The organism is Microbacterium paraoxydans (assembly GCF_020524545.1).
Lineage (GTDB): Bacteria > Actinomycetota > Actinomycetes > Actinomycetales > Microbacteriaceae > Microbacterium > Microbacterium paraoxydans_C.
On sequence record NZ_JAIVLG010000002.1, the window covers coordinates 16,190 to 41,026 of the forward strand.

The following is a 24,837-nucleotide window of genomic DNA, read 5'->3' on the forward strand; positions in this document are numbered from 1 at the left end:
TGGGGTCAGGGGCGTCGATCCCGTCGATGCCAGAGGCGATCCAGGAATTCCCTGGCCCTTCGGAACAGGGTGTCTTCGCGTGGTGAGAGCGTCTCCCCGCGGCGGAGACGGGTGCCGCGTTCGATCGTGATCTCACGTGAACGCTCGGTGCGGTCGACCACGGTGGACTCGCGCAGGGGGAGCTGCAACTCCGATTCCGCCTCCTGCCCGGCTTGGAGCTGCCGGCCGCGTTCGAGTTCCGCATTGAACTCGGCGCCGATCAGCAGAGCCGCGTTGATGACGAACAGCCACAGGAGAAAGACCACGACCCCGGCGAGGGAGCCGAACGTCCGGTTGTAGTCGGCGAAGTTCGACGCGTAGAGGAAGAGACCGGCGGAGGCGAGGGAGAGCACACCGACGGCGAACGCTGCGCCCAGCCCCAACCACCGAAGCGGGGGCTGCTTCAGATTGGAGGTGCCCTTGTAGAGCAGCGTGATCATCAGGACGACGGCCGCGGCCAAAACCGGCCACTTCGCGACATCCCAGGCAGCCAGGGCCGTCTCGCCGATGCCCAGGGCATGTCCGGCGGCGCGCGCGACGGGCCCGGAGAGCACGACCACCGCGACGACCACCAGCGCGAGAGCGAGCAGGACGACGGTCACGCCGAGCTGCCAGGGCTTGCGCTTCCAGTACGGTCGCCCCTCGGGGACGCCGTAGATCCGGTTCAGTATCCGACCGAATCCGCTCACGTAGATCGATGCCGACCACACGGCGGTGACGATGGCCACGATCAGGGTGATCCCCGCGGCGGACGTGCCTGCCGCATCGGTCAGAGGGCCGCGAAGCGTTTCGGTCACAGCCGGAGGTGCAACCTCGGCAAGGAGCGAGAGCAGCCGATCGAGGACGTCGTCCGTGTCCGCGAGAACCCCGACCAGCGCCATCACCGCCAGCCCCGCGGGAAAGACCGCGAGGACGGCGAAGAAGGTGAGCGCGGCCGCCGCGTCCACGCACCCGTCACGGACGAATTCCTGCAACGCGCGGCGCCCGACGTACATCCAGGTCTGCCGTCGAATCTGCAGGGGAGTCGAAGGCTTCGCTCGATCTGCGGATCCCGAGTTCGACATACCTTCACGCTACGCCGCCGGGAGATGTCGAGGCTCCTGCCGGTCCTGGTAGGGTTGGCGACCCGTGCAGGAATCAAGGAGGTGGTACCCGTGAACGAATTGACGTCGGTGCTCCTCCGGGGAGTCACGGTCGGGCGATAGGTCGTCCGGGAGCGCCGCTCATCCGCAGCACTCCCGAAAGGCACGACCATGCACTTCATCTCCGAACAGAGCCTCGGTGAGAGCATCACCGAGCGTGAGTTCACCCTCGACGACATCTCCGGCATTCTGTGGACCCCTCCGGCCGCTTCCCCATCCGCACCGGTTCCGCTGATCCTGATGGGGCAGCCCGGCGGAGTCGGGATGCGGCGAATGTACCCCCGCCTGGCGGCACGAGCTCGCAGCGCCGCAGCGCAAGGCTTCGCCGCCGTGTCCGTCGAGCTGCCAGGAGCGGGCGACAGGAGGCCGTTGCCCGATTCGGAGCAGGCTCGGGCAGACCTCGCTCGTGCGATCTCCGCCGGAGAAGCGCCGGCGGAAGAGGTCATTGACCGGTTGATACTCCCGCTCGTCGACCAGGCGGTGCCGGAGTGGCAGCGCACGATCGACGAGGTCCTCGCGCTTCCCGAGATCGGCGCGCGGGTCGGATTCTCCGGCGGCGTCATCGCGATCGGAGTACGTCTCGCGGCGATCGACTCGCGCATCGTGGCGGCAGGCCTCTTCGCGGGCAGCTATGTCCCGCGCGTGACGATCGAAGAAGCGCGTCGGGTCACCATCCCTCTGCACGTTCTCCTGCAATGGGATGACGAGGGCAACGACCGTCGGATGGCCCTCGACCTGTTCGACGCCTTCGGATCGACGGAGAAGACGCTCCACGCCAACATGGGCGGCCACGCCGGCGTCCCCTCGTTCGCAGGAGAGGACGCCGCCCGCTTCTTCGCCCGCCACCTCGGTTCTGTCGGCGGCATCGAGCATCCACGCGAAGACACTCGCTGAACACCGTCTAGCGCTCGGACCGGGGGAGGGCGCCTCGGAGGCGCGACGATTGGCGCGCAACTCTGTGAGCGGAGTGTGAACCGGTCGTCCCCTCCGGTAGTCTCGCCCGCATGGCCACCGCAGCGACGCAGACCCATAAACGCGAAGCCTTCAGCTCGCGCAACGTGTTCATCCTCTCGGCGATCGGTTCGGCGGTCGGGCTCGGCAACATCTGGCGATTCCCCTATGTCGCCTATGAAGGCGGCGGCGGCGCGTTCCTCATTCCGTACCTGTGCGCACTGCTGACGGCCGGCATCCCGCTGCTGTTCTTCGACTACGCGATCGGACACCGTTTCCGCGGCTCGGCACCGCTGGCGTTCCGCCGCCTGCACCGCGCTGCCGAGCCTCTCGGATGGTGGCAGGTCCTCATCTGCGTCGTGATCGCGGTGTACTACGCGGTGATCGTCGCCTGGGCCGCGATGTACACGTGGTTCTCCGCACAGCTCACCTGGGGTGCGGGCAACGAGAACGATTTCTTCTTCATCGACTTCCTCCGCTCGGCCGATGTCGCCGCGGTGGGCGTCTCGACCGATTTCGTACCGCAAGTGGGTCTTCCTCTGGTCGCGGTCTGGCTCATCGTCATCGTGATCATGGCGTTCGGCGTCAAGCGCGGCATCGGCAGGGCGAACATGATCCTGATGCCGCTGCTCACCCTCATGTTCGCGACTCTCGTGGTGCAGTCTCTGTTCCTTCCGGGCGCGATGGATGGTCTGAACGCGTTCTTCACCCCGAACTGGGAGGCTCTGGCCGATCCCGGCGTCTGGGCGTCCGCCTACGGTCATATCTTCTTCTCGCTGTCCGTCGCATTCGGCATCATGGTGACCTACTCCTCCTACCTGAAGCGCAAGACCGACCTCACCGGCTCGGGGCTCGTCGTCGCCTTCGCGAACTCGGGCTTCGAGATCCTTGCCGGGATCGGGGTCTTCGCGGCTCTCGGCTTCATGGCGCAGGCGCAGGGCGCGGAGGTCGCCGGCGTCGCCTCCTCCGGCATCGGACTCGCCTTCATCGCCTTCCCGACGATCGTGTCGCAGGCCACGGGCGGGTCGATCATCGGAGTCCTCTTCTTCGGCGCCCTGGTCTTCGCCGGTATCACCTCGCTGATCTCGATCCTCGAAGTGATCGTCGCCGCGCTGCAGGACAAGCTCGGCTGGGCTCGCGTGCGCACCACGCTCACGGTCACGATCCCGCTGGCGGTCATCTCGATGGCGCTCTTCTCGACGACCACGGCCCTGTCGGTGCTCGACACGGCCGATGCCTTCGTCAATTCCTTCGGCATCATGGCGGTCGCGCTGGTGGCCGTGATCGTCGTGGCCTGGCTGCTGCACAAGCTGCCGGTGCTGGTGGAGCACTTGAACCGGCGTTCGAGCTTCCGCGTGGGGACGATCTGGAAGCTGCTCGTCGGCGTGCTCGCCCCCGTGGTGCTCGGATACCTCTTCATCAGCGAGTTGATCGCCAAGACCTCCGAACCCTACAGCGGCTATCCCGGCTGGTTCCTCGCGATCTTCGGGTGGGGGATGGTGATCGCCCTGGTCGTGCTGGCGCTGATCCTGTCGGCTCTGCCGTGGAGCGGCCGCTCGCATGCGAAAGACGATCCCGAGTACGACGAGTTCCTCTCGAAAGAAGAGTACGAACCTGATGCGGAGACCTCGGCGATCCCGTTGACCGACACCACCACGAAGGGAGCCGGCGCATGACCACCACGGCGATCGTCATGATGATCATCGCGATGGTCACGGTCTGGGGCGGCCTCGTCGCCGGGATCGTGAACCTCGCGCGTCACCCGGAAGCGGCCGAGACCGAGCCCGCTCCGCCCGTCGAACTCTGAGCGGGAGATGACCATGACCGCATCCGACCGGAGAAGTCGGGTGCGGGTGGGACGAAAGCCCCGCCTCGCGTGTCGGACACCGGTGGGACACTGGGGTCACGATCCAGGGAGGCACGTGATGGCGGCGATCGACCCGAAGAAGACGCTCGACGCGTACCGGGCGAAGCGGGGAGAGTTCCGTGTCGTCGAGGTTCCCCCTCTGCGGTATCTGGCGATCGACGGGGCGGGCGATCCGAACACGGCTCCGGCCTATGCCGAGGCCGTCTCCGCGCTGTTCCCGGTGGCGTATACGCTAAAGTTCGCCAGCCGGAAGGAACTCGGCATCGACACGGTGGTGATGCCGCTCGAGGGACTCTGGCATGCGGCCGACATGGAGTCGTTCACCTCGCGTCGCGACAAGTCGGCGTGGCAGTGGACGATGATGATCATGGTCGGCGATCACGTCACCGCGGAGATGTTCACCGATGCCGTGGAGGCCGTGGCGCACAAGACGGCGAAGAAGAAGGAGTCGCTGCCCGCGCTCGGAGCGCTGCGACTCGAGACGCTCGACGAAGGCACCTGCGTGCAGACCCTGCACCTTGGTCCTTTCGACGACGAGGGCCCTGTGCTCGACGACATGCATCACCGTTTCATCCCCGAGAGCGGGTTGCGGATGCGAGGCAAGCACCATGAGATCTATCTGAGCGATCCGCGCCGGAGCGATCCGGCGAAGTTGCGCACGATCCTCCGGCAGCCGGTCGCGCCGCTCGCCTGACGGCAACAGGGCCGCGCCGGAAAATCAAGCCTCTTCTGGCCGCCTGCCGAGACGGATACTCTTCATCGATGAGCACGGTCAAGCACGCGGCGCGGGTCGCCAAGGATTCCTCCGTCTTCCGGAGGATCGCGCGCGCCGGCTTCGTGGTCCTCGGGCTGATCCACGTCGTCATCGGATCGATCGCCATCTCCATCGCGGCGGGCGCATCCGGTGACGCCGATCAGGACGGCGCGATGGAGCAGATCCGTCAGAATCCGATCGGCGGGCTGCTGCTCCTGCTCATCGCCGCGGGGCTGTTCGCGCTCGCGGCCTGGCAGGTCGCGAGCGCATTCCTCGCCACCGACTCCGCCGAGGCGAAGAAGTGGGGTCAGCGGATCAAGCTCGTCGGCATCTCCCTCGCCTACCTGGTCGTCGGAGGCATGGCGCTCATCTATGCGGTGGGTGGACACGCCGATTCGGAGAAGGCGTCGAAGACTCTCAGTGCCGTCGTGCTGGCGGCCCCCGGTGGCGTGGCGCTGCTCGTGGTCATCGGCCTGTCCGTCGCGGGAGTCGGGGTCGGCTTCATCGTCGGCGGTTTCACCCGGGGGTTCGAGAAGCTGCTCGATCTCCCCTCCGGGGTCGCCCGTGGCGGCATCGTCACGCTCGGCATCATCGGGTACGTCGGCAAGGGCATCGCCGTCGCGGTGACCGGGGTGCTCTTCGTGGCAGCGGCCGTGACGCAGGACCCGGAGAAGGGCGCGGGGCTGGATGCGGCCCTGCACAGCCTCCTGGTGCTGCCGTTCGGGCCTGTCCTCCTGGGGGCAGTCGGGGTGGGACTGGCCGTCTACGGGGTGTTCTGCATCGCCCGCTCCCGGTTCGCCCGGATGTGATCCTCGGCGCCGCTCTGTGCAGCGGTCACGCGGAAGCGGGCTTCTCGCTCCACGCGAGCAGGAACGCACCGAGAGCGATCATGAGTCCTCCTCCGGTCGCCCCCATCGCCTCGATGCGCCGCGGCGAGCGACCGAACCATCCGCGAGCCGCACTGGCGAGAAGCACCCACATCGCGTCGCAGGTCACGCCGATCACCACGACGATCACGCCCAGCAGGAAGAGCTGGGTGGGCACCGACCCGGCGTGCAGGTCGACGAACTGCGGCAGGATCGCGAGGAAGAACGCGATCGACTTCGGGTTGGTGACGCCGACCACGAACCCCTCGAGGAGAAGCCGCCACCCGGAGCGCCTCGTCGGCTCCGTGACGAGCGTTCTCGCCGCGTCCTTCCGGTGCCGGATCGCCTGGATACCGAGGTAGACGAGGTACCCCGCGCCGAGGACCTTGACGATCGTGAAGAGCAGGACCGACTGGGCGATCACGGTGCCGACACCGAGCGCGACGGCCAGGACGAGCACGATCGAGCCGGCGGCTGTTCCGAGGATGCTGAGGAATCCGCCCAGCCGTCCCAGCGACATCGCCCGTCCGATCGTGAACAGCACGGTGGGGCCGGGGATCACCACCATCACGAAAGCAGCCGCGATGAGGGCAAGCAGAGTGTCCGGGGCGATCATGGGTCGAGCCTAGAGGGGGCGGGTGTCGGCGGTCGAGTGGTCCGACGCGCCCAGGGTCATCGGACAGGTGGGAAACTGGAACGATGAGCGTTTCTTCCGGTGTCGACGTGATCGCCCCCTTGAGTGACGTCGAGGTGCGGCGATTCCGCGAGGACTTCCCGATACTGCAGACGCAGGTTCAGGGGCATCCTCTGGTGTACCTCGATTCCGGGGCGACCTCGCAGCGCCCGCTCGCGGTGCTCGAGGCCGAGCGCGCGTTCTCGGCCACCCTGAACTCCGCCGTGCACCGCGGCGCGCACACTCTGGCCGCGGAGGCGACGGAGCTGTTCGAAGACGCCCGCGGCACGATCGCGCGGTTCGTGGGCGCGGACGAGGATGAGATCGTCTGGACATCGAACGCCACCGAGGCCATCAATCTCATCGCGTACTCCCTCTCGAACGCGTCACTCGGACGTGGGGGAGCGGCGGCGGAACGAATCCGCCTCCGCGACGGTGACGAGATCGTCACCACCGAGATGGAGCACCACGCGAATCTCATCCCCTGGCAGGAACTCGCCGCACGCACCGGGGCGACACTGAAGGTCATCCCGCTGGACGACGACGGCGCGCTGCGGCTCGACCTCGCCGCCGAGCTGATCACTCCACGCACGAAGCTCGTGGCGTTCACGCACGTCTCCAATGTGCTCGGTGTCATCAATCCGGTCGAGACCCTCGTCGCCGCCGCCCGCGAGGTCGGTGCGTTGACCGTCCTCGACGCGTGCCAGTCGGCGCCGCACCTCCCGCTCGATGTGCGGGCGCTCGACGTCGACTTCGCCGTGCTGTCCGGACACAAGATGCTCGGCCCCACCGGGATCGGTGCGCTCTATGGTCGGCGCGAGGTGCTGGCCGCCATGCCCCCGTTCCTCACCGGGGGATCCATGATCACCACGGTGACGACGACGGAGGCCGAGTACCTCCCGCCGCCGCAGCGATTCGAGGCTGGTACGCAACGGGTGTCGCAGGCGATCGCGCTCGCCGCGGCCGTGGACTACCTGACCGGGGTGGGTATGTCACGCATCGCCGCTCACGAGGCTGCGCTCGGTCGGCGCCTCGTCGACGGGCTGGGTGCGATCGACGGCGTCCGCGTTCTCGGCGCCCAAATCGAGCTCCCCCGTGTCGGTCTGGCGAGCTTCGACGTCGCAGGCATCCACTCCCACGACGTGGGGCAGTTCCTCGACGATCTCGGGATCGCCGTACGTGTCGGACACCACTGCGCGCAGCCGCTGCATCGGCGCCTCGGAGTGACATCTTCCACGCGGGCGAGTACCTACCTGTACACGACCGATGCCGAGGTGGACGCCGTGATCGACGGTGTCGCCGGAGCGATCGACTTCTTCCGGAGGAGCGCATGAGCGACCTGCAGAACCTGTACCAGGAGCTGATCCTGGACCACTCGCGCACCCCGCACGGATACGGCCTGCGTGACGAGATCCCCGCGCAGTCGCACCAGCTGAACCCCACCTGCGGTGACGAGATCACACTGCAGGTGCACCGTGGTCCCGACGGCGGCGTCGAGGCGATCGCGTGGGAGGGGCACGGATGCGCCATCTCCCAGGCCTCGGCATCGCTGCTCGCGGAGCTCGCCGAGGGGCTGACCGTCCCGGAACTCGAAGTGAGGATCTCCGCGTTCCGCGAGGCGATGAGGTCGCGCGGGAAGATCGAGCCAGACGAGGAGTTGCTCGGAGACGCGGCCGCTCTCGGCGGGGTGTCGAAGTACGTGGCCCGCGTCAAGTGCGCCATGCTCGCCTGGGTCGCTGCCGAGGATGCCCTCACCCGAAGCTGAGGTGCAGGATGGACGCATGCCCCTGCAGCTGAGTCCTCTGCCCGCTGACCGCTTCGAGGAGTGGCGCGGCGCGGCCAGACAACGGGTCATCGACGGGAACAGAGCGTCCGGGCACAGGGTCGGCGCGGACGCGGTGGACTTCGCGGACGCGTATTTCGAGGAACTGCTGCCGGATGGGCTCGCGACGCCGAGTGCGCGGATCCTGCGCATCGTGGACGAGGTCGACGGGGAACTCGGCACGCTCTGGATCGCGGTGGGCGAGCAGAGACTGTTCCTTCTCGAGCTCGCTGTCGAGAAGCCACTCGCCGACGCCCGGAATGACGATCTGCTCGCTCAGATCCTGGCGATAGCGAAGGACCGGGGCGTGGCGCGGATCAGCGCACCGCTGTTCCCGCACGACGCGGCGGGCCATGCTCTGCTCGCGGGGCGCGGGTTCGATGTGGCGTCGATCCAGATGGTTCTCGAACCGCTGCCGGTGCGGGAGGTCTCCGCGCATGTGGACGTCGTGCCCATGACCGCCGAGCGGTTCCCCCGCTTCGTCGTCGCCTCGGAGGAGGGCTTCGCGCACGATCTCGTCGCGTCCGGCCGATACTCCCCTGAGGAGGCGGCGGTCGAGTCGCATCGCCAGCTGACCGCAGAGCTCCCGGACGGGCTGGACACGAAAGATCAGGCGCTGTTCACCGCCTCGGTCGACGGTGCCGAGGTCGGTATCCTCTGGCTCGGCATGCGCGTCCGAGACGCCCGCCCGCACGCTTTCGTGCTCGACATCGAGGTCGACCCCGCTCAGCGTCGCAGGGGATACGGGCGCGAACTGATGCACGCGGCCGAACGCGAGGCACGGCGCCTCGGCGCGGACTCCATCGGGCTGCACGTGTTCGGGTTCAACACCGGCGCCATCGAACTCTACGAGCAGCTGGGCTATCGCCGCACCGAGGAGAGCCTGCTTCGAGAGCTCTGAGGAGCGTCAGCGCGAGGCGTCACGGGAATAGTCGGGCGCGAGGTGCGTTGGGCCGAACATGACAACTCTCGGAATCATCGGTGCAGGACACATCGGCAGCCAGGTCGCCCGGGTGGCGGTGGCCAACGGCTATGACGTCGTGATCTCGAACTCGCGCGGGCCGGAGACCCTCGCTGACCTGGTCGCCGAAATCGGACCGCGGGCGAAAGCGGCCACGGCGAAGGACGCAGCCGCCGCGGCCGACGTCGCCGTCGTGACGGTGCCGCTCCACGCGATCGACAAGCTTCCGGCCGAGCAGCTGGCGGGCAAGATCGTGCTCGACACCAACAACTACTACTTCGAGCGCGATGGCCGCATCGATGCGCTCGACCAGGGCGAGACCACGACATCGGAGCTGGTGCAGCGCGCTCTCCCGACGTCGAAGATCGCGAAGGCGTTCAATCACATCTACGCGTCTGAGATCACCACGGACGGCACCCCGGCTGGGACAGCTGATCGTCGTGCGCTAGCGACGGCCGGCGATGACGCGGAGGCGGTCGCCTTCGTGACGCGTTTCTACGACGAGGCCGGCTTCGACACGGTCAATGTCGGGCCGCTCAGCGAGTCGTGGCGGGTCGAGCGCGATCGTCCGGCGTACGTCGTGCGGCAGAACGCCGCGGAGCTGACCGCGAACCTCGCCATCGCCAACCGGCTGCCCTGAGCGGATCCCGCGCGGAGACGGGGGGATCGCGCCACCCCCCCGTGCCCGCTCGGGAGACGTGCACCCGGGCGTGTTGGGATACCAAAAGTTGAGGAACCCGCCCCGGAGTGCGAGAATGCCCAGGTGGTGGGGGCTATGGGGGGAAACGGCGAACTCGAGTCGGTGCGGGTCACGAGGATTCTCCGTGACGACATCGTCCTCGGGAGGCGCGCCCCCGGGGCACGGCTCGTCGAGCGCGACATCGCCGCCGAACTGAACGTGTCCCGTCTTCCGGTCCGCGAGGCCATCCGCACGCTGGTCGCCGAGGGTGTCGTGGTCGCCCGCCCCCGAACTTGGGCCGTCGTGCGCGAGTTCACCCAGCGCGACATCCAGGACTTCGCAGAGGTGCGCGAGGCGATCGAGACGCTGATCTTCGTCTTCGCTGCGCAGCGGCACGACGAGGCCGGCATCGCCCGAATGCGCGGCGCCTACGAGCGCGAGCTCGCTGCGGCGGAAGCGGATGATGCGGAGGCGGCGCGCGTCGCCGCCGCGGAGTTCCACGAGATCGCGGTCGATCTGGCCGCGAACGAGATGTTCGGGGAACTCATCGCGGTGTTCCTCACCCGGCTGAAGTGGCTCTTCGGTCAGCACGACGACCTGCTCGCGATGGCCGAGGAGCATCGCGTCATCCTGGAGGCCATGACGGCCCGCGACACGGAAGCGCTCCGCCGCATCATCCCGGCTCACCTCGCCAGCGGCCAGTCCGCGGCCGAACGCCGCCTCGCCCGGGGAAGCGACCTGATGGTCTGATCGCGGCTGGGCTGCGCGAAGTCGGGGACGACGGCGACGGCTTCGGTTGTATATTGGTGCGATCGGAGTCGGTCCGGAAGAGTTGCGTTGTTCTGGGGAGCGAGATGCGGAATCTTGCTGTCGCGGTCGGATGCTTGTTGCTGCTCGGTGGAGTCGCCATCGTGGCGCTCGCCGACCAGGAGCGTGCAGCCGCTCTCGATGCCGTCAAGGCGGAGATCGTGAGAGTGGAGCGCGCTCTGGACGAGTCCCAGGGCGAGAACTTGGAGCTGGCTGAGCACCTCACCGCCCTGCGTACTCAGATCGCCGAACAGGATCGCGAGATCGCGGACACCACGGGGTTTCTTCCGTGATCCGCCGGATGCTTGCCGTCGCGGTCGCGATGACGGTCCTGCTCTCCGCCGGTGTGCTCGCGCGGGCGGAGGCGCTCGACCAGGAGCGCGCGGCGGCGGTGGCCGAGCTGGGCTCCCTCACCCGGAAGTACCACGAGACGACCCAGCGCACCGACTATCTCGACGGTGCGGTCGATCGCGCCGAGCGGGACACGGAGGAGCGGGCGGCCGTGCTCGCCGTCCGCCCGGACTTCGTGACCGAGATCACCGCCTTCGCCGCAGCCCTGGAAGGGGCGCGCGGGATGGTCGACACGGCCGCGCATCGTGCTGCAGCCGTCTCCGCCCAGGAGACGGTGCTGGCCGAGAAGGTCGATCCGGGCACGGTGACGGCCGCGACGGCGACGGTGCATGCCCTCACGGAGAAGGTCGGGACCGAGGTCGCGTCCGCCCAGGCCGCGCTCGCCGCGCAGAGCGCCGGACCGGGAGGGCCCGTGTGGACTTCGAGCGGTCCCGGCGGCTACGCCAGAGTGCGGGCGGCGCTGGACCGCGTGGGCGGGGGCGGGGTCGGGCTGTACGAGTCCGCGTCGTGCGCCGGGGGGAGCGCGCCGGCGTGCGCCAACAGCAACGGCTACATCAAGTACCGCGCGGACATCGCGAACTGGAGCTCGGGGCGGTTGAACTGGGCGATGGCGCATGAGCTCGCGCACATCTACCAGTTCCGGGTCTGGGGAGCACTGACCTCATCAGGCGCCTATGCATCCCTGTTCGGCGGCGATCCGGAGTACCTGGCGAACTGCATGGCCGCCGTCCGAGGCTATCCGGGTCCGGTCGGCTGCAACGGCGAGCAGCAGGCCTGGGCGTCGGGAATCTGGGTCGGAGCGGTCCGCTGACCCGCCCTCACGCGACCGGGGTGGTCGTATCGACCGCCGCGCGCAGCGGGCGCCGCATCACCCGCCAGTAGGACGACGGCAGGATCCGGACGAGGACGTCGATGAGGCGCGCTTCGCGTCCGACCATCGTCCTCGCCGCTCGCCGCTCGGTGGCACGGACGATGCGTGCGGCGGCCTCCGCGGGCTCCGTGTGGTACATGGCCGCCTGTGCTGCGGCCGCACGGGCGGCGACGGCAGGATCGAGTGCCGCGGCGTAACGGCCGTGCAGGATGATCCCGGTGCGCACGCCCGAGGGGTAGATCGCCCCTACGCTGACGGACGTGCCTTCGAGCTCGTGCCGCAGAGCCTCGGAGAAGGCGCGTACGGCGAACTTGCTCATGGCGTAGGGGATGCGGCCGGCCGGGGAGGCCAGTGCGTAGACACTCGCAAGATGGGTGATGTGCGCCGCCGGCGCCGCGCGGAGTGCGGGCAGCAGCGCCTTCGTGATGGAGACCGTGCCCCAGAGGTTCACGTCGGTGAGCCAGCGCATCTCCTCCATCGTCAGCTGGTCGAGGTTGCCGAGCATCGACGATCCGGCGCAGGTGATGAGCGCATTGATCTGCGTATGCGCGTCAGCGATCTCCGCCGCGGCGGCGAACACGGCCTGGTCGTCGCGGAGATCGACGACGTGGGTCGTCACCCGGGTGCCCTGGAGTTCTCCGGTGATCGCCTCGAGTGCCGCGGCATCGTGATCGACCAGGGCGAGGTGTGTGCCCCGTGCCGCAAGCAGCCGGGCGATGTCGGCGCCCATCCCGTTCGCGGCTCCGGTGATCACGGTGGTGCTGCCGGCGAGATCGATCGGCTTCATGTGTCTCCTGCGGGCGTGACCGGGGCGCGAACCCGCGGATGTCGGATGGGTGCGGCAAGCTGATTCCGAACCATTCTGGCCGACACCGGGCCGTAGTGATACCGGTACGCTCAAGGAGAGGAGGTACCGGTGGGACGGACAGCGGATGCCATCGCCGAAGGCGTCGCGATCGCGACCGCTGCCGCGCGCCTCGCCGTGAAGAATCACATCCTCATCGGCACCATCGCTGAAGACGGCGTCTTCGACATGGACAAGTACATCGACGATGCGCGCGAGGCGCTGCGAGCGATGGCCGAGGAATCCGAGGAGGCCGCCGCCACCGTCACCGCGCTGCGCAAGCGGGCGCGGGGCCGGCACTCCGATCCGGTGGGAACACACGACTATCGCGACCGGGATGTCCGCAACCTCCGCCGACGGGCGAAGCAGTCGACCGGCGTGGCCGAGCGCCTGCGCGAGATGATGCAGGACCGCGACAGTCTCGCGCGGATCGTGGAGGAGGCGAGAGATGCGGCCTGGGCCGATGTGCGGCACAACCTCGACCGCCGGTTGCGGGTCGAGGGCATGCGCCCCGACCACGATCCCGACTACGGACGGATGCGTGAAGCCCGAATGCAGGCACTGCGACTCGTCGACCTGCAGGCCCTCTCCTCGGAGCAGAGAGCGAAGGCGAAGCGTCGGAAGAAACAGCAGAAATCCGCGGCGGCCGGAGACTGAGGCCTCGTTTCGCTTTCGCGTCAGGACTGTTGTAGGCTGTTCCACGGCCCGCTGAGCGGGCTGGGCGCCCGTAGCTCAATGGATAGAGCATCTGACTACGGATCAGAAGGTTAGGGGTTCGAGTCCCTTCGGGCGCACACTGTGTTGAGACAGTACAGAAGGTCCCCGTCGCGAGAGCGGCGGGGACCTTCTGCTGTGTGCGGGTCGTCGCTCCGGTCAGAGCAGACTCGTGATCGCGGGATCACGGCGCGCGACCTCTGCGGACGTCGAGACGATGACCTTGCGCATCGCCGCCACGGCGATGGCCGGAGTGACATCCGAACGGTGGGCCAGGCTGACCGTCCGGGTCATCATGGGGTGGGAGAGCCGCACCGAACGCAGCCCCGGCCGCTCGAAGAGGACCATCGCCGGAACCACGGCGACACCGAGGCCGCGCTCGACGAAGCGGAGCGCCGTGTCCATCTCGGCACCCTCCAGCACGGGGCGGGGTGTCAGACCGGCCTCGCGGAAGGCGGCATCCGTCGTCGCGCGCAGCTCGTAGCTCTCGCCGAAGGTGATGAGGGGCAGGGCGGACAACTGCTCCAGGTCGATGGAGGGCCCGTCCGTCAGCGGCGGCTCCGCAGCTGAGGACACCACGACGAGCTCTTCGGCGAGCAGCGGCATCCTGGTCAGACTCACGCCCGCCGGCGGGAGACCGTCGGACGCGGTGATGAGTGCGATGTCGACGGCGCCGACCGCGAGCTGTTCGACCAGGAGTCGGGAGCCGCTCTCGGTCAGGTGCAGGTCGACGTCGGGGTGGGCGGCGTGGAACGAGCTGACCGCTTCGGCGACGAGGCTGATGCACAGGGTCGGCGGAGCCCCCAGGCGCACGCGCCCGCGCCGGAGCCCCGCGAGCTCGCCCATCTCGTCGCGGATCGCGTCGGCGTCGGCGAGCATGCGCTGTGCGCGGGGGAGGAGCGTCTCGCCGGCCGCGGTGAGCGTGATGTGACCGCGTGCCCGGTGGAATAGCTCGGCACCGAGCTCGCGCTCGAGCGTGGAGATCTGACGGCTCAACGACGGCTGCGCCAGGTGCAGGTGCTCGGAGGCGCGGGTGAAGTGTCCGAGACGAGCGACCTCGACGAACCCGCGAAGCTGTTCGAGGTTCATGTCCATAGCCTACCCGCATCGTTTCGAGTCGGACTATGCATTGGAGTTATTAGGATCGCCTAACTACCGTGGACCGCATGGCAACGCGTGAACGACAGATATCCACCACCGTCCTCGTCATCGGCACCGGCGGTTCCGGGTTGCGGGCCGCGATCGAGATCGCCGAACACGGGGTCGACGTCCTCGCGGTCGGCAAGAGACCGAGACAGGATGCGCACACATCCCTCGCGGCCGGCGGCATCAATGCGGCACTCGGCACCATGGATGCGGACGACAGCTGGCAGCAGCACGCGGCCGACACCATCAAGGAGAGCTACCTCCTCGCGAACCCGCACACGGTGGAGATCGTGACGCAGGGCGCTGAGCGCGGCATCCGCGACCTGGAGCGTTGGGGAATGGACTTCGCCCGCGAAGACGACGGTCGCATCTCACAGCGATTCTTCGGTGCGCACACCTTCCGTCGCACGGCCTTCGCCGGCGACTACACGGGACTCGAGATCCAGCGCACGCTCGTGCGCAAGGCCGAGCAGCTCGACGTGCCCCTCCTCGACCACGTCTACATCACCCGTCTTCTCGTGCGCGACAACGTGGTGTTCGGCGCCTACGGATTCGACCAGGCAGACGGCACGCGCTATCTGATCCACGCGGACGCTGTGATCCTCGCCGCCGGTGGACACAACCGCATCTGGCGGCGTACCTCATCCCGCCGCGATGAGAACACCGGCGACTCGTTCCGGCTCGCCGTGGACGCGGGTGCCCGACTGCGAGACCCCGAGCTCGTGCAGTTCCACCCGTCCGGCATCATCGAGCCGGAGAGCGCTGCGGGAACCCTGATCTCGGAGGCCGCGCGGGGGGAGGGCGGGATTCTTCGCAATGCTCTCGGAGAGCGGTTCATGGCGAAGTACGACCCCGAGCGGATGGAGCTGTCGACCCGTGACCGTGTCGCCCTCGCGGCCTACACCGAGATCAAGGAGGGGCGCGGCACCGAGAACGGCGGTGTCTGGCTCGACGTCTCGCACCTGCCCCGCGAGACGATCATGACCAGGCTTCCCCGCGTGTACCAGACGATGATGGAGCTGCAGATGCTGGACATCACGAACGATCCGATCGAGATCGCCCCGACGGCGCACTACTCGATGGGTGGGGTCTGGGTGCGTCCGGAGGACCATCAGACCGATGTCGACGGCCTCTACGCGATCGGCGAGGCGTCGAGCGGACTGCACGGCGCGAACCGTCTCGGCGGCAATTCCCTCATCGAGCTGCTCGTCTACGGTCGCATCGTCGGACAGGCGGCCATGGAGCACGCGGCGGGTCTCGATGCGCAGCGGCGGTCGGCGACGGCGGTGGACGAGGCGCGTGCTGAGATCGACGACCTCCTCGCCGCCGAAGGGCGTGAGAACGTCCGGGCCCTGCAGCGCGCGATCCGCAACCTCATGACCGAGTACGCCGGTGTGGTGCGTTCGGAGGAGGGGCTGCTCGCCGGGCTCGCCGATCTCGACATGATCGAGGGGCGGATGGAGGACATCGGTATCCACCCGGACATCGCCGGGTTCCAGGACCTTGCCCACGCCTTCGACCTCAAGGCGTCGGCGCTCGCCGCACGGGCCACCCTCGAAGCGGCCCTGGAGCGTCGAGAGACACGCGGATGCCACAACCGCAGCGACTTCCCCGACACCGACCCCACTCTGCAGGTGAACCTGGTGTGGTCACCGAAGGATGGCGTGACCCGCGAACCGATCCCGGAGATCTCGCCCGAGATCGCCGAGCTCATGCGCGAGGTCGACACCGAGGGCAAGCTCGTCGAGTAGTTGGCCAGACCCCGCGCTGCCGCCGAGACCCCGCCCTAATTTCGGCTGCAGAGGGGGGCTCGGCGGCGAACGGGGGTCTGGGCGAGTCTCTCAACCGGCCTGCGGCTCCTCCGCGTCGATCACGCCGATGCCGACGGCCTCGTGGTCGGGCTCGGGGTCATCCCGCTTGGGTGCGACGGGTTCCTCGCCGGGGTCCTTCTCGGTGCTGGGTTCTTCGAGCTCCTCGGTGCTGGGCACCTCGCTCGGGTCGGCGTCTTCGGGCGAATCCGCCGCGGAGGGGGTCGTCGCATCGGCTCCACTCGTGTCCGAAGACGGAGTGGGCGTCGGAGTCTGTGCTTCGGGAGAGAGCTCGTCGGTGGGTTCCGGCTCGGGAGTGGTATCGGTCATGGTGACCCCTTTCGGCGATGTCCTGCGACAACCGTGCCTCGGCCGCGCACCCGCCGGAAGGGGGTTGACTCCCGTCGAGTTAACCGAGGTGAACCGAAGTGGTGAATCCGGCGTAGCCTGGAGGAGTGACAGCGTACGTCTCGGCCTTCGACCTCTTCTCGATCGGAGTGGGTCCTTCGAGCTCCCACACGGTCGGACCGATGCGGGCGGCTCTCGACTTCGCGCGACGTCTCGCGGCCAGCGGCGCGCTGGCGCAGGTCGCCCGCGTCGAGGTCACGCTGTACGGGTCGCTCGGAGCGACGGGCATCGGTCACGGCACTCCGGATGCCGTCGTCGCCGGGCTCCGTGGTCTCACGCCGGAGACGTGCGACCCGGCCGAGGTCCGTGCCGCGTGGGCCGACCTCCCCGCGGGCACCGTGATCCGCATCGACGGCACCCACGACGTGCCGTTCGCGAAGGACGACATCGTGTTCGCGCCGCGCACCCGGCTCCCCGGACATCCGAATGCCATGACCATCACCGCGTGGGATGCCGCAGGGGCGGTCGTGGCGGAGGAGACCTACTACTCGGTGGGCGGAGGCTTCATCCGCAGGGACGGCGAGGACGCGAAGCTCACGACCGCGGGTTTCCCGTATTCGTATGCGGATGCGGCGTCGCTGCTCGCCCTGTGCGACGAGAACGGACTGTCCATCGCCGAGGTCGCGCGACTCAACGAGGCCTCGGTGCGCAGCGAGGAAGAGGTCGCCGCCGGGCTCGACGCGATCTGGGATGCGATGGCGGGATGCGTCGACGCCGGACTGCATGCGGATGGAACGCTCCCCGGCATCCTCAAGGTCAAGCGACGGGCCGGAGTGATCCGCGGTCAGCTCGAAGCGGTCGAAGCCGACGGGCATCGTGAACTGCCGGGCGAGTGGCTCGGAGCCTTCGCGCTCGCGGTCAACGAGGAGAACGCGGCGGGCGGCCGGGTCGTGACGGCGCCGACCAACGGTGCCGCCGGAATCCTGCCTGCCGTCGCGATGTACTGGTGGCGGTTCCTTGCCGATTCGGGGCTGGGAGCGGGCAATGCGGTGACCCCCTACGGCGAGCTGGTCGGCAGTGCGCTGTTGGGATTCGAATCGGAAGTGCGGACGCTGGAGGGCGCGGGCGGTCTCGACGAGGAGCAGACGGCCGAGGCCAACCGTCGTCGAGGCATCCGGCGCTTCCTGCTCACCGCCACGGCACTGGGGTCGCTGTTCAAGGCGAACGCGTCGATCTCCGGGGCCGAGGGCGGATGCCAGGCCGAGGTCGGATCCGCGTGCGCCATGGCGGCCGGTGGGCTCACCGCGGTGATGGGCGGCACGAACCGTCAGATCGAGAACGCGGCGGAGATCGCGATGGAGCACCACCTCGGTCTCACGTGCGATCCGATCGGCGGTCTCGTGCAGATCCCGTGCATCGAGCGCAACGCGATCGCCGCGTCGACCGCGGTCACGGCGGCCCGGCTCGCCCTGCGCGGCGACGGAAGCCACTACGTATCCCTGGATGCCGTCGTCGAGACGATGCGCCAGACCGGTGCCGACATGTCGACGAAGTACAAGGAGACCAGCGAGGGCGGTCTCGCGGTCAACGTCATCGAGTGCTGAACCCTCGCCGAGCACGCGGAGTGAAGTCGTAGGCTGGCGGGCATGACCGAGCAGAAGGCACCGCGTCGGCGAGGGCGCCCGAGAGGTGCCTCGGACTCGCGGGCGCGCATCCTCGCCGCCGCGGTCGACGACTTCGCCGAAAAGGGCTACGACGGGGCGACGGTCCGCTCGATCGCGGCCCGGGCCGGTGTGGACTCCGCGCTCGTGCACCACTACTTCGGCACCAAGGCCGACCTCTTCGCGGAAGCCGTGGGAATCCCCCTCCGCCCCGACGTCGATGTGCCGCGGATCCTGGCGGGACCACGTGATGGGGTCGGCGAGCGACTCGTCCGCTACATTCTCGAGGCGTTCGAAAGGCCGGACGTTCGGCGGCGAGGGGTCATGCTGATCCGCACCGCCCTGGGGAGTCGGGTGACGACTCCGTTGCTGGCCGGCTTCCTGTCACGTGAACTCCTCTCCCGCGTTTCCCGGAGCCTGGACGCCGACGACGCCGACCTGCGCGCTGCGCTCGTCGCCTCGCAGATCGCCGGCATGCTGATCGCCCGCTACGTGCTGCGGCTCCCCGCGCTCGCCGCCGCATCGGTCGATGAACTCGTCGGACGCGTCGGGCCGACCGTGCAGCGCTACCTCTTCGACTGAGCGGGACAGCGTCCGGAGCCCGTTGACGACGGCGTCGAGCAGGCGCATAATTCATCGCATGATGAATAAACCGGCTGTCGAGATCTCGCAGCTGCGCGTGCACCGCGGCGCCGTCCAGGTCTTCGACGGGATTGATGTCACGATTCCGCGGGGGCAGGTCACGGGTCTGCTGGGGCCGTCGGGGTGCGGCAAGACGACGCTCATGCGCTCGATCGTGGGCGTGCAGAGGATCTTCTCCGGAGACGTCACGGTCCTCGGGGAGCCGGGCGGCTCACGACGCCTGCGGCACCGGGTCGCATACGGCACTCAGGGCACCGCCGTCTACGGCGACCTGAGCGTGCGCCAGAATCTCGCCTATTTCGCTTCGCTGCTGAAGGCGCCCAAAGGCGACGTGGATCGGGTCATCGACGAGGTCGGGTTGCGTGCGCAGTCGGGGCAGCTCGTCGACTCGCTCAGCGGCGGTCAGGCGACGCGGGTGTCGCTCGCGGCCGCGCTGATCGGCGCGCCTGAGCTCGTCGTCCTCGACGAGCCGACCGTCGGTCTCGATCCCGTGCTGCGGGCCGAACTGTGGACCCTTTTCCGTGGGCTCGCGGACCGCGGGGTCACCCTCGTCGTGTCGAGTCATGTGATGGACGAGGCCGTGCGCTGCGACCGGCTGTTGCTGATGCGGGAGGGTCGCATCATCGCCGACACGACCCCGGCCTCGCTCCTCGCCGACACCGGGACGACCGACGCGGAGGCGGCCTTCCTCGCGCTGATCGAGCGTGACCGCGCGTCCGGGGGCGGAGAAACGAGGAGGTCGCGCCGAGACGCGCGCGCCGCACAGGGGGAGGCCGGAGAATGAACGGTCGCCGGATGTTCGCCACCGCGGGCCGCGTGCTCACCCAACTGCGGCACGACCCGCGGTCCATCGCCCTGATGCTCATCGCGCCGAGTCTGCTCGTGGGGCTCTTCGCCTGGGTGTTCAGCGATCAGGAAGGAGTCTTCGACCAGGTCGGCGGTGCGATCCTGGCTCTGTTCCCGTTCATCGTGATGTTCCTCATCACCTCGATCACGACGTTGAGGGAGCGCTGTTCGGGCACGCTGGAGCGGTTGATGACGACCCCTCTGGAGAGGGCTGACTTCATCCTCGGCTATGCGCTCGCGTTCGGGGCGATGGCGGTGATCCAGGCGGTGGTCACGGTCTGGTTCGCGGTGGGGGTGTGCGGACTCGACGTCGACGGGCCGCTGTGGCAGCTGGGTCTGGTCGCCGTCGTCGACGCCCTGCTCGGCACTGCGCTGGGGTTGCTGGCGAGTGCCTTCGCGCAGACCGAGTTCCAGGCGGTGCAGTTCATGCCGTTGCTGGTGTTCCCGCAGATCATCCTCGGCGGGATCTTCATGCCGCGCGATCAGATGCCCGACGTACTGTACGCGATCTCGGACTGGCTGCCGCTGAGCTACGCGATCGACACGATCAACGCGGTCGCCGCGGGGGACGAGGGCTGGGACGTGTTCGGCCCCTTGCTGATCGTCGTCGCCTTCGCGGTCGGTGCTCTGGTGCTCGCATCGCTCACACTGCGAAGGCGTACGCGCTGAATCCTCGGTCCGGTCCGGGGCTCAGCGTGCGGCGCGGTTCTTGGTGTGCTTGGTCGGGGCGGCGGCGCACGGATCCTCGGGCCAGGGGTGGCGCGGATAGCGCCCGCGCATCTCGGCGCGGACCTGTGCGTACGGGCCGGACCAGAACGAGGACAGGTCATCGGTGACCGCGAGCGGACGCCCCGCGGGGGACAGCAGGTGGAACAGCACGGGCACGCGTCCATCGACCAGCCGAGGCGTCTCGGCCCAGCCGAAGCACTCCTGCAGCTTGACGGCGACGACGGGCCGCGTCGATACGTCGCCGTCGGGCTCAGGATAGGCGATGCGGATGCGGGAGCCGCTGGGTACTTCCAGGCGTTCCGGAGCGAGGTCGTCCAGGCGAGCCGCCTCCGGCCACGGCAGCATGCGGCGAAGGGCGGACAGCAGATCGAGCCGTCCTACCGGGGTGCCGGACGCCAGCGCATCCAGTTCGGGCGCCAGCCAGGCGTCGAGAGACTCGACCAGACCCGCATCCGACACATCCGGCCAAGGGGCGCCGAGCTCGCGTCGCAGCAGAGCCAGCCGACGACGCAGTGCCTCCGCGCCGTCGGACCACGCGAACGTTCCGATCCCGTCGCGGCGCAGTACGCGGCGCACAGCATTCCGCCCCTCTTGCGCGGAGGCGCGAACCGGGACCGATGAACGCAGGATCGCACCGATTCGGCGTTCGCGTCGGGCCTGGACGCGGTCCCCGGTGAATTCCGCCTCGATGCGATCGGTCAGAAGGTGCTCGGCGGCCAGTTCCATCTGCTCTTCGGTGAGCGCCGCGGCGGATCGGATGATCGCTCCGGACCCGGCCGCCGCGCGCCCGGAGGCACGGGCGACATCGGCGACCGCCAGCCATTCGACCGCCGCGAGCGGTCCGGTCACTCCTGCGCGTGTGCCTGACGCGAGGAGGAATGTCGCTCCGGTGGCGGTGCGTTCGACGCGGCGGGCGATCCGCTCGGGAAACGCCAGGGCGACCACGAGGCCGACACCGTCGAGGTCCGGGCGCACGTGCGGTGCCGGGGGAGCCAGGCGCTCGAGGCGATCGACATCGTCTCGCCATCGGCGGGCATCGGGAGTCCGTCCACCCCGTAGCGCGACAAGCGCCTGAGCGACGTCGGCATCGGCGACTCGCAGGTCGCCGCCCAACAGCGCGACGACTTCTGCGGCGAGGCGTCTGCCGACCGCCGGGCTGCCGTCGCGGAGCGCGCGGGCGAGTCGTGGGTCGGTGGGAACACGTGCCAGGGCGCGACCTTCTGCGGTGGCACGGCCCTCCTCATCGATCGCGCCGAGACCGCGGAGGACCGTGAGGGCGTCGGCGAGGTTCTCCGCGGGCAGCGGGTCGATCATCCGCAGTCCCGCCCCGCCGGGGGCTCCCCAGCACGCGAGCAGCAGGGCCGCGTCCACGAGGTCGATCACCCCGATCTCGGGCAGCGGACGTGCGGGTGCCGCGGCATAGGACCGCTCGTCGACGCACCGGATGACGGCGCCGGGAGCCTGGCGGGTGGCGCGTCCCGCTCGCTGCACACACGACGACCGGGGTGCGGCGGTGGTCACCAGGCCCGTCATGCCGCGGGAGGCGTCGCGCAGCGGATGCCGTGAAAGACAGGTGTCCACGACGAGGCGCACTCCCGGCACCGTGAGCGACGACTCCGCGAGCGAGGTGGTGACGATGATGCGCGGACGGTCTTCCCCCGTGCGGCCGCGGATGACCGCATCCTGTTCGGCCGACGGGATGCGACCGTGCAGCTCCCGCACGTCGAACGTCTCGGTGGTGGCCCGGATGCGTCGGGCGACCTCCGAGACTTCACGGGCGCCCGGAGCGAAGACCAGGACGTCCGCCTCCGGGTCTTCGCGGATCTGCGTCAGGGCAGCGGACGTCGTGACACGCGAGACATGGTCCAGGAATCCCGAGGTGACGCCGCGCTCATCGAGGCGGGGCACGGAGCTCGGGGCCCAGCGCTCGGTGAGGGGGAAGGCGGGCACGTCGTGGTCCACGATCGGGGCGGCGGACGCATCGGTGCCGAGGGCGGAGGCTATCCGCTCAGCGTCGAGCGTGGCGGACATGGCGACGATCACGAGGTCGTCTCTCAGCTCGCGCACCTCGGAGAGCAGGCCGATCAGGAGGTCGGTCTCGAGCGCGCGCTCGTGCACCTCGTCGATGATCACGGCGTCGACGCCTTCGAGGCCGGGGTCGTCGAGCATTCGTCGCAGGAGCACTCCGGCGGTGACGAACTCGATCCGGGTCGCAGCACCTGCGGAGCGCTCGCCGCGGACCGTGAAACCCACGCGGGAGCCGAGTGGAGAGCCGTCGAGGTGGGCGAGTCTGCGGGCTGCGGCGCGGGCGGCGACGCGGCGAGGCTGGGTGACGATCACGCGACCGGTGCACCGCGAGGCGACCAGCGGCGGCACGAGTGTGGTCTTGCCCGTACCCGGCGGTGCGGTCACGACCACGGAGCTGCCGTCGTCAAGGACTGCGGCGAGCTCGTCGAGGGCGCCCGCGAACGAGAGACCCGCGCCGATGGCGTCGAGGTCGAAAGCAGCGGGCGTCATCCACCCAGTCTGCCGTGTCAGGTCTGCGGTCGGACGCGTTCACAACTCCGCAGAAATGCCCCTCGCACGCCTCCTGACCGGGCTTCGCCGACTCGACCAGCGCATTTCTTGCTGAATTGCGAACGGAGAAAGCGGATGCCGCGACCTGATCGGCCGCGGCATCCGCTGTGTTGCGTAGGTACTACTCCGCTGCGGGAGCCGACTCTGCGGCAGGTGCTGCCGCGGCGGTCGTCGACTCACGCGCGGGCGAAGGCGACGGAGACGCGGCCTTGGCGACACCGGCACCGAAACCACGGCCCACGGCCTGACCCTGGATGATGCCGGCGAGGTCGAGCCCGGTGGCCGAGTGGACACTGTCGAACACCGAGCGGAGCGCCTTGGCGTTGTCGGCGCCGACCACGTTCGATGCGCCGTCCTCGCCGGAACCGCCGATGATCGACACGTTGCCGATCGCCGCGTAGCCCTTCGAGAATTCGGCCATGATCGACGGCAGCACGTCGAGCACGCGCTGCGAGAGGAACGCGTCCTGGTTCGACGCGATGGCCTTGGCCTCGGCCTCGAGAGCGCCGGCGCGAGCGTCACCTTCGGCGCGGATCGCATCGGCCTCGGCGCTGGCACGGAGGCGACGAGCTTCGGCTTCGGCTTCGGCCTGGGCGCGGAGGGCGTTCGCCTCACCGCTCGCCTTCGCGATGGCAGCGGCGGCTTCACCCTCGGCGCGGGCCTTGTCAGCCTGCGCCTGCTGCTCGGCGATGCGGGTGCGGGCTTCCGCCTGCTTGACCTGCTCGATCGCGGCAGCCTCCGCCGCGCGTTCGCGGGTGTAGAGCTCGGCCTGAGCGCGGGTCTCCGCCTCGTACCGCTGGGCGTCGGCGACGCGCTTGACGTCGGCGTCGAGCTGGGCCTGCTTGTTCTCGGCCTGCTGCTGCAGAACGGCCTGCTCCGCCTGAGCGCGTGCGAGAGCCTCTGCCTGCTCTGCCTCGGCGCGTGCACGGCCGATGCCGGAGTCGGCGTTGGCCGTGTTGGTGTCGAGCGCGGTCTGCTCGATCAGGTTGGCTTCCTGGTTCGCGATGTTCTTCTGGTTGATCGCACGGTCGGCGTTCGTCTGCGAGATCTCGGCGGCCTGACGCTTGGCCTGGATCTCGGGGGCGCCCAGCGACTGGATGTAGCCGACCTTGTCGGTGATTCCCTTGATCTGGAACGAGTCCAGGATCAGGCCCTGCTCGGCGAGCTCCTGCGAGACATCGGCGGCGATCTGATCGGAGAACTTCTTGCGCTCACGCATGAGCTCGACGACCGACAGGGTCGCGACGATGCCACGGAGTGCACCTTCGAGCTGCTCGGTGGTGAACTGCTCGATGGCCTTGTCCTGCGAAGCGAAGCGCTCGGCCGCGCGGCGGACGTAAAGCGGGTCGGAGCCGATCTTGACGATCGCGACGCCGTCGACGTTCAGCGTCACGCTGTCGAGCGACTGCGCTTCGGCGTTGAGGGAGACCTGCCGGGAGCGCAGCGAGATGATCTCGTGGCGCTGAGTGATCGGGTTGACGAGCGACTTGCCGTTCACGATCACGGTGACGGGCGACTCCGCCAGCTCCGAGCTGGTCGTGCCGTCCACCGCGATGACCGCGCGTTGGATCTTCTGCTTGCGCCCCGAGATGACGAGTGCTTCGTCGGCTCGGGCGACCTTGATCCAGCTGCGTGCGAACAGCAACAGGATCAGCAGCAGGACGACGGCGATGACGACACCGATGCCGACGATGACGAGGATGCCGACGATTCCGGCGATCTCCATGAATGACCTCCCT

At 68.8% G+C, this 24,837-nt stretch carries 25 protein-coding genes and 1 tRNA gene; 19 read left to right on the forward strand and 7 right to left on the reverse strand.

Annotation, left to right across the window (positions count from 1 at the left end; genetic code table 11):
• Positions 1-5: 5 nt before the first annotated feature.
• Positions 6-1,103 (reverse strand): YihY/virulence factor BrkB family protein, encoded by a 1,098-nt coding sequence (locus LC041_RS04775; RefSeq protein WP_226531815.1) that lies wholly within the window; start codon positions 1,101-1,103, stop codon positions 6-8.
• Positions 1,104-1,292: 189 nt separating this feature from the next.
• On the opposite strand from LC041_RS04775, the gene LC041_RS04780 reads away from it, so the two are divergent.
• The 5 genes from LC041_RS04780 to LC041_RS04800 all read left to right on the forward strand — a co-directional run bounded on the left by LC041_RS04780 (position 1,293) and on the right by LC041_RS04800 (position 5,562).
• Entirely contained in the window at positions 1,293-2,075 is a 783-nt protein-coding gene (locus LC041_RS04780) for an alpha/beta hydrolase (RefSeq protein WP_226531816.1), read from the forward strand.
• Between the two features lie 110 nt (positions 2,076-2,185).
• Positions 2,186-3,808, forward strand: a complete 1,623-nt coding sequence (locus tag LC041_RS04785) for a sodium-dependent transporter (RefSeq protein WP_226531817.1) — start codon at positions 2,186-2,188, stop codon at positions 3,806-3,808.
• The gene (locus LC041_RS04790; RefSeq protein ID WP_226531818.1) at positions 3,805-3,939 is read left to right on the forward strand and encodes a methionine/alanine import family NSS transporter small subunit; all 135 of its coding nucleotides are present in this window, start codon (positions 3,805-3,807) and stop codon (positions 3,937-3,939) included. The genes LC041_RS04785 and LC041_RS04790 overlap by 4 nt, the downstream gene beginning before the upstream one ends.
• A 118-nt stretch (positions 3,940-4,057) precedes the next feature.
• Entirely contained in the window at positions 4,058-4,693 is a 636-nt protein-coding gene (locus LC041_RS04795; protein ID WP_226531819.1) for a GyrI-like domain-containing protein, read from the forward strand.
• A 68-nt stretch (positions 4,694-4,761) separates the two neighbouring features.
• Positions 4,762-5,562: a DUF1206 domain-containing protein gene (locus LC041_RS04800; protein WP_226531820.1), complete on the forward strand. Its 801-nt coding sequence runs from the start codon at positions 4,762-4,764 to the stop codon at positions 5,560-5,562.
• A gap of 25 nt (positions 5,563-5,587) precedes the next feature.
• On the opposite strand, the gene LC041_RS04805 is transcribed toward LC041_RS04800, so the two are convergent.
• Positions 5,588-6,235 (reverse strand): LysE family translocator, encoded by a 648-nt coding sequence (locus tag LC041_RS04805; RefSeq protein WP_226531821.1) that lies wholly within the window; start codon positions 6,233-6,235, stop codon positions 5,588-5,590.
• Positions 6,236-6,318: 83 nt separating this feature from the next.
• On the opposite strand from LC041_RS04805, the gene LC041_RS04810 reads away from it, so the two are divergent.
• The 7 genes from LC041_RS04810 (at position 6,319) to LC041_RS04840 (ending at position 11,723) form a co-directional block, all read left to right on the forward strand.
• Entirely contained in the window at positions 6,319-7,626 is a 1,308-nt protein-coding gene (locus LC041_RS04810; RefSeq protein WP_226531822.1) for an aminotransferase class V-fold PLP-dependent enzyme, read from the forward strand.
• Positions 7,623-8,057 (forward strand): Fe-S cluster assembly sulfur transfer protein SufU, encoded by a 435-nt coding sequence (gene sufU, locus LC041_RS04815; RefSeq protein WP_226531823.1) that lies wholly within the window; start codon positions 7,623-7,625, stop codon positions 8,055-8,057. The genes LC041_RS04810 and sufU overlap by 4 nt, the downstream gene beginning before the upstream one ends.
• 16 nt (positions 8,058-8,073) lie before the next feature.
• Positions 8,074-9,015, forward strand: coding sequence for a GNAT family N-acetyltransferase (locus LC041_RS04820; RefSeq protein WP_226531824.1), 942 nt, complete (start codon positions 8,074-8,076; stop codon positions 9,013-9,015).
• 58 nt (positions 9,016-9,073) lie between these two features.
• Entirely contained in the window at positions 9,074-9,715 is a 642-nt protein-coding gene (locus tag LC041_RS04825; protein WP_226531825.1) for an NADPH-dependent F420 reductase, read from the forward strand.
• A 135-nt stretch (positions 9,716-9,850) separates the two neighbouring features.
• Positions 9,851-10,504, forward strand: a complete 654-nt coding sequence (locus LC041_RS04830) for a GntR family transcriptional regulator (protein ID WP_226531826.1) — start codon at positions 9,851-9,853, stop codon at positions 10,502-10,504.
• A 104-nt stretch (positions 10,505-10,608) separates the two neighbouring features.
• Entirely contained in the window at positions 10,609-10,854 is a 246-nt protein-coding gene (locus LC041_RS04835; protein ID WP_226531827.1) for a hypothetical protein, read from the forward strand.
• A complete protein-coding gene (locus LC041_RS04840) occupies positions 10,851-11,723 on the forward strand; it encodes a hypothetical protein (RefSeq protein WP_226531828.1) in 873 nt (290 codons plus the stop codon). The genes LC041_RS04835 and LC041_RS04840 overlap by 4 nt, the downstream gene beginning before the upstream one ends.
• A gap of 7 nt (positions 11,724-11,730) precedes the next feature.
• Here LC041_RS04840 and LC041_RS04845 read toward each other — a convergent pair whose 3' ends face one another.
• A complete protein-coding gene (locus tag LC041_RS04845; RefSeq protein ID WP_226531829.1) occupies positions 11,731-12,570 on the reverse strand; it encodes an SDR family NAD(P)-dependent oxidoreductase in 840 nt (279 codons plus the stop codon).
• 129 nt (positions 12,571-12,699) lie between these two features.
• Here LC041_RS04845 and LC041_RS04850 point away from each other — a divergent pair, with 129 nt between their 5' ends.
• Entirely contained in the window at positions 12,700-13,284 is a 585-nt protein-coding gene (locus LC041_RS04850; protein WP_226531830.1) for an asparagine synthase, read from the forward strand.
• A 64-nt stretch (positions 13,285-13,348) separates the two neighbouring features.
• Positions 13,349-13,421, forward strand: a tRNA-Arg gene (locus LC041_RS04855).
• A 79-nt stretch (positions 13,422-13,500) separates the two neighbouring features.
• On the opposite strand, the gene LC041_RS04860 is transcribed toward LC041_RS04855, so the two are convergent.
• Positions 13,501-14,430 carry a LysR family transcriptional regulator gene (locus tag LC041_RS04860; RefSeq protein WP_226531831.1) on the reverse strand — a complete coding sequence of 310 codons (930 nt, stop codon included), beginning with the start codon at positions 14,428-14,430 and terminating at the stop codon, positions 13,501-13,503.
• A 77-nt stretch (positions 14,431-14,507) separates the two neighbouring features.
• Here LC041_RS04860 and LC041_RS04865 point away from each other — a divergent pair, with 77 nt between their 5' ends.
• Entirely contained in the window at positions 14,508-16,238 is a 1,731-nt protein-coding gene (locus LC041_RS04865) for an L-aspartate oxidase (RefSeq protein WP_226531832.1), read from the forward strand.
• A gap of 90 nt (positions 16,239-16,328) precedes the next feature.
• Here the strand turns inward: LC041_RS04865 and LC041_RS04870 are convergent, their stop codons facing one another.
• Positions 16,329-16,625: a hypothetical protein gene (locus LC041_RS04870; protein ID WP_226531833.1), complete on the reverse strand. Its 297-nt coding sequence runs from the start codon at positions 16,623-16,625 to the stop codon at positions 16,329-16,331.
• Positions 16,626-16,750: 125 nt separating this feature from the next.
• Between LC041_RS04870 and LC041_RS04875 the strand changes: the two genes are divergently transcribed.
• The 4 genes from LC041_RS04875 to LC041_RS04890 are packed head-to-tail and all read left to right on the forward strand — an operon-like array spanning position 16,751 to position 20,461.
• Complete coding sequence (locus tag LC041_RS04875; RefSeq protein WP_226531834.1) at positions 16,751-18,247, forward strand: L-serine ammonia-lyase, iron-sulfur-dependent, subunit alpha; 1,497 nt, start codon at positions 16,751-16,753, stop codon at positions 18,245-18,247.
• A gap of 42 nt (positions 18,248-18,289) precedes the next feature.
• Complete coding sequence (locus LC041_RS04880; protein WP_226531835.1) at positions 18,290-18,886, forward strand: TetR/AcrR family transcriptional regulator; 597 nt, start codon at positions 18,290-18,292, stop codon at positions 18,884-18,886.
• A 58-nt stretch (positions 18,887-18,944) separates the two neighbouring features.
• Positions 18,945-19,730, forward strand: a complete 786-nt coding sequence (locus LC041_RS04885; RefSeq protein ID WP_226531836.1) for an ABC transporter ATP-binding protein — start codon at positions 18,945-18,947, stop codon at positions 19,728-19,730.
• Positions 19,727-20,461 (forward strand): ABC transporter permease, encoded by a 735-nt coding sequence (locus tag LC041_RS04890; RefSeq protein WP_226531837.1) that lies wholly within the window; start codon positions 19,727-19,729, stop codon positions 20,459-20,461. The genes LC041_RS04885 and LC041_RS04890 overlap by 4 nt, the downstream gene beginning before the upstream one ends.
• Before the next feature lie 21 nt (positions 20,462-20,482).
• Here LC041_RS04890 and hrpB read toward each other — a convergent pair whose 3' ends face one another.
• Together hrpB and LC041_RS04900 are read right to left on the reverse strand one after the other, a co-directional pair.
• Positions 20,483-23,038 (reverse strand): ATP-dependent helicase HrpB, encoded by a 2,556-nt coding sequence (gene hrpB, locus LC041_RS04895; RefSeq protein WP_226531838.1) that lies wholly within the window; start codon positions 23,036-23,038, stop codon positions 20,483-20,485.
• Between the two features lie 181 nt (positions 23,039-23,219).
• A complete protein-coding gene (locus tag LC041_RS04900) occupies positions 23,220-24,824 on the reverse strand; it encodes an SPFH domain-containing protein (protein WP_226531839.1) in 1,605 nt (534 codons plus the stop codon).
• Positions 24,825-24,837 lie beyond the last annotated feature (13 nt).

Coding starts and splice junctions, on each gene's coding strand:
- LC041_RS04775 (WP_226531815.1), bottom strand. CDS start 1,103: ATGTCGAACTCGGGATCCGCAGATCGAGCGAAGCCTTCGACTCCCCTG.
- LC041_RS04780 (WP_226531816.1), top strand. CDS start 1,293: ATGCACTTCATCTCCGAACAGAGCCTCGGTGAGAGCATCACCGAGCGT.
- LC041_RS04785 (WP_226531817.1), top strand. CDS start 2,186: ATGGCCACCGCAGCGACGCAGACCCATAAACGCGAAGCCTTCAGCTCG.
- LC041_RS04790 (WP_226531818.1), top strand. CDS start 3,805: ATGACCACCACGGCGATCGTCATGATGATCATCGCGATGGTCACGGTC.
- LC041_RS04795 (WP_226531819.1), top strand. CDS start 4,058: ATGGCGGCGATCGACCCGAAGAAGACGCTCGACGCGTACCGGGCGAAG.
- LC041_RS04800 (WP_226531820.1), top strand. CDS start 4,762: ATGAGCACGGTCAAGCACGCGGCGCGGGTCGCCAAGGATTCCTCCGTC.
- LC041_RS04805 (WP_226531821.1), bottom strand. CDS start 6,235: ATGATCGCCCCGGACACTCTGCTTGCCCTCATCGCGGCTGCTTTCGTG.
- LC041_RS04810 (WP_226531822.1), top strand. CDS start 6,319: ATGAGCGTTTCTTCCGGTGTCGACGTGATCGCCCCCTTGAGTGACGTC.
- sufU (WP_226531823.1), top strand. CDS start 7,623: ATGAGCGACCTGCAGAACCTGTACCAGGAGCTGATCCTGGACCACTCG.
- LC041_RS04820 (WP_226531824.1), top strand. CDS start 8,074: ATGCCCCTGCAGCTGAGTCCTCTGCCCGCTGACCGCTTCGAGGAGTGG.
- LC041_RS04825 (WP_226531825.1), top strand. CDS start 9,074: ATGACAACTCTCGGAATCATCGGTGCAGGACACATCGGCAGCCAGGTC.
- LC041_RS04830 (WP_226531826.1), top strand. CDS start 9,851: ATGGGGGGAAACGGCGAACTCGAGTCGGTGCGGGTCACGAGGATTCTC.
- LC041_RS04835 (WP_226531827.1), top strand. CDS start 10,609: ATGCGGAATCTTGCTGTCGCGGTCGGATGCTTGTTGCTGCTCGGTGGA.
- LC041_RS04845 (WP_226531829.1), bottom strand. CDS start 12,570: ATGAAGCCGATCGATCTCGCCGGCAGCACCACCGTGATCACCGGAGCC.
- LC041_RS04860 (WP_226531831.1), bottom strand. CDS start 14,430: ATGAACCTCGAACAGCTTCGCGGGTTCGTCGAGGTCGCTCGTCTCGGA.
- LC041_RS04865 (WP_226531832.1), top strand. CDS start 14,508: ATGGCAACGCGTGAACGACAGATATCCACCACCGTCCTCGTCATCGGC.
- LC041_RS04870 (WP_226531833.1), bottom strand. CDS start 16,625: ATGACCGATACCACTCCCGAGCCGGAACCCACCGACGAGCTCTCTCCC.
- LC041_RS04880 (WP_226531835.1), top strand. CDS start 18,290: ATGACCGAGCAGAAGGCACCGCGTCGGCGAGGGCGCCCGAGAGGTGCC.
- LC041_RS04885 (WP_226531836.1), top strand. CDS start 18,945: ATGATGAATAAACCGGCTGTCGAGATCTCGCAGCTGCGCGTGCACCGC.
- LC041_RS04890 (WP_226531837.1), top strand. CDS start 19,727: ATGAACGGTCGCCGGATGTTCGCCACCGCGGGCCGCGTGCTCACCCAA.
- hrpB (WP_226531838.1), bottom strand. CDS start 23,038: ATGACGCCCGCTGCTTTCGACCTCGACGCCATCGGCGCGGGTCTCTCG.
- LC041_RS04900 (WP_226531839.1), bottom strand. CDS start 24,824: ATGGAGATCGCCGGAATCGTCGGCATCCTCGTCATCGTCGGCATCGGT.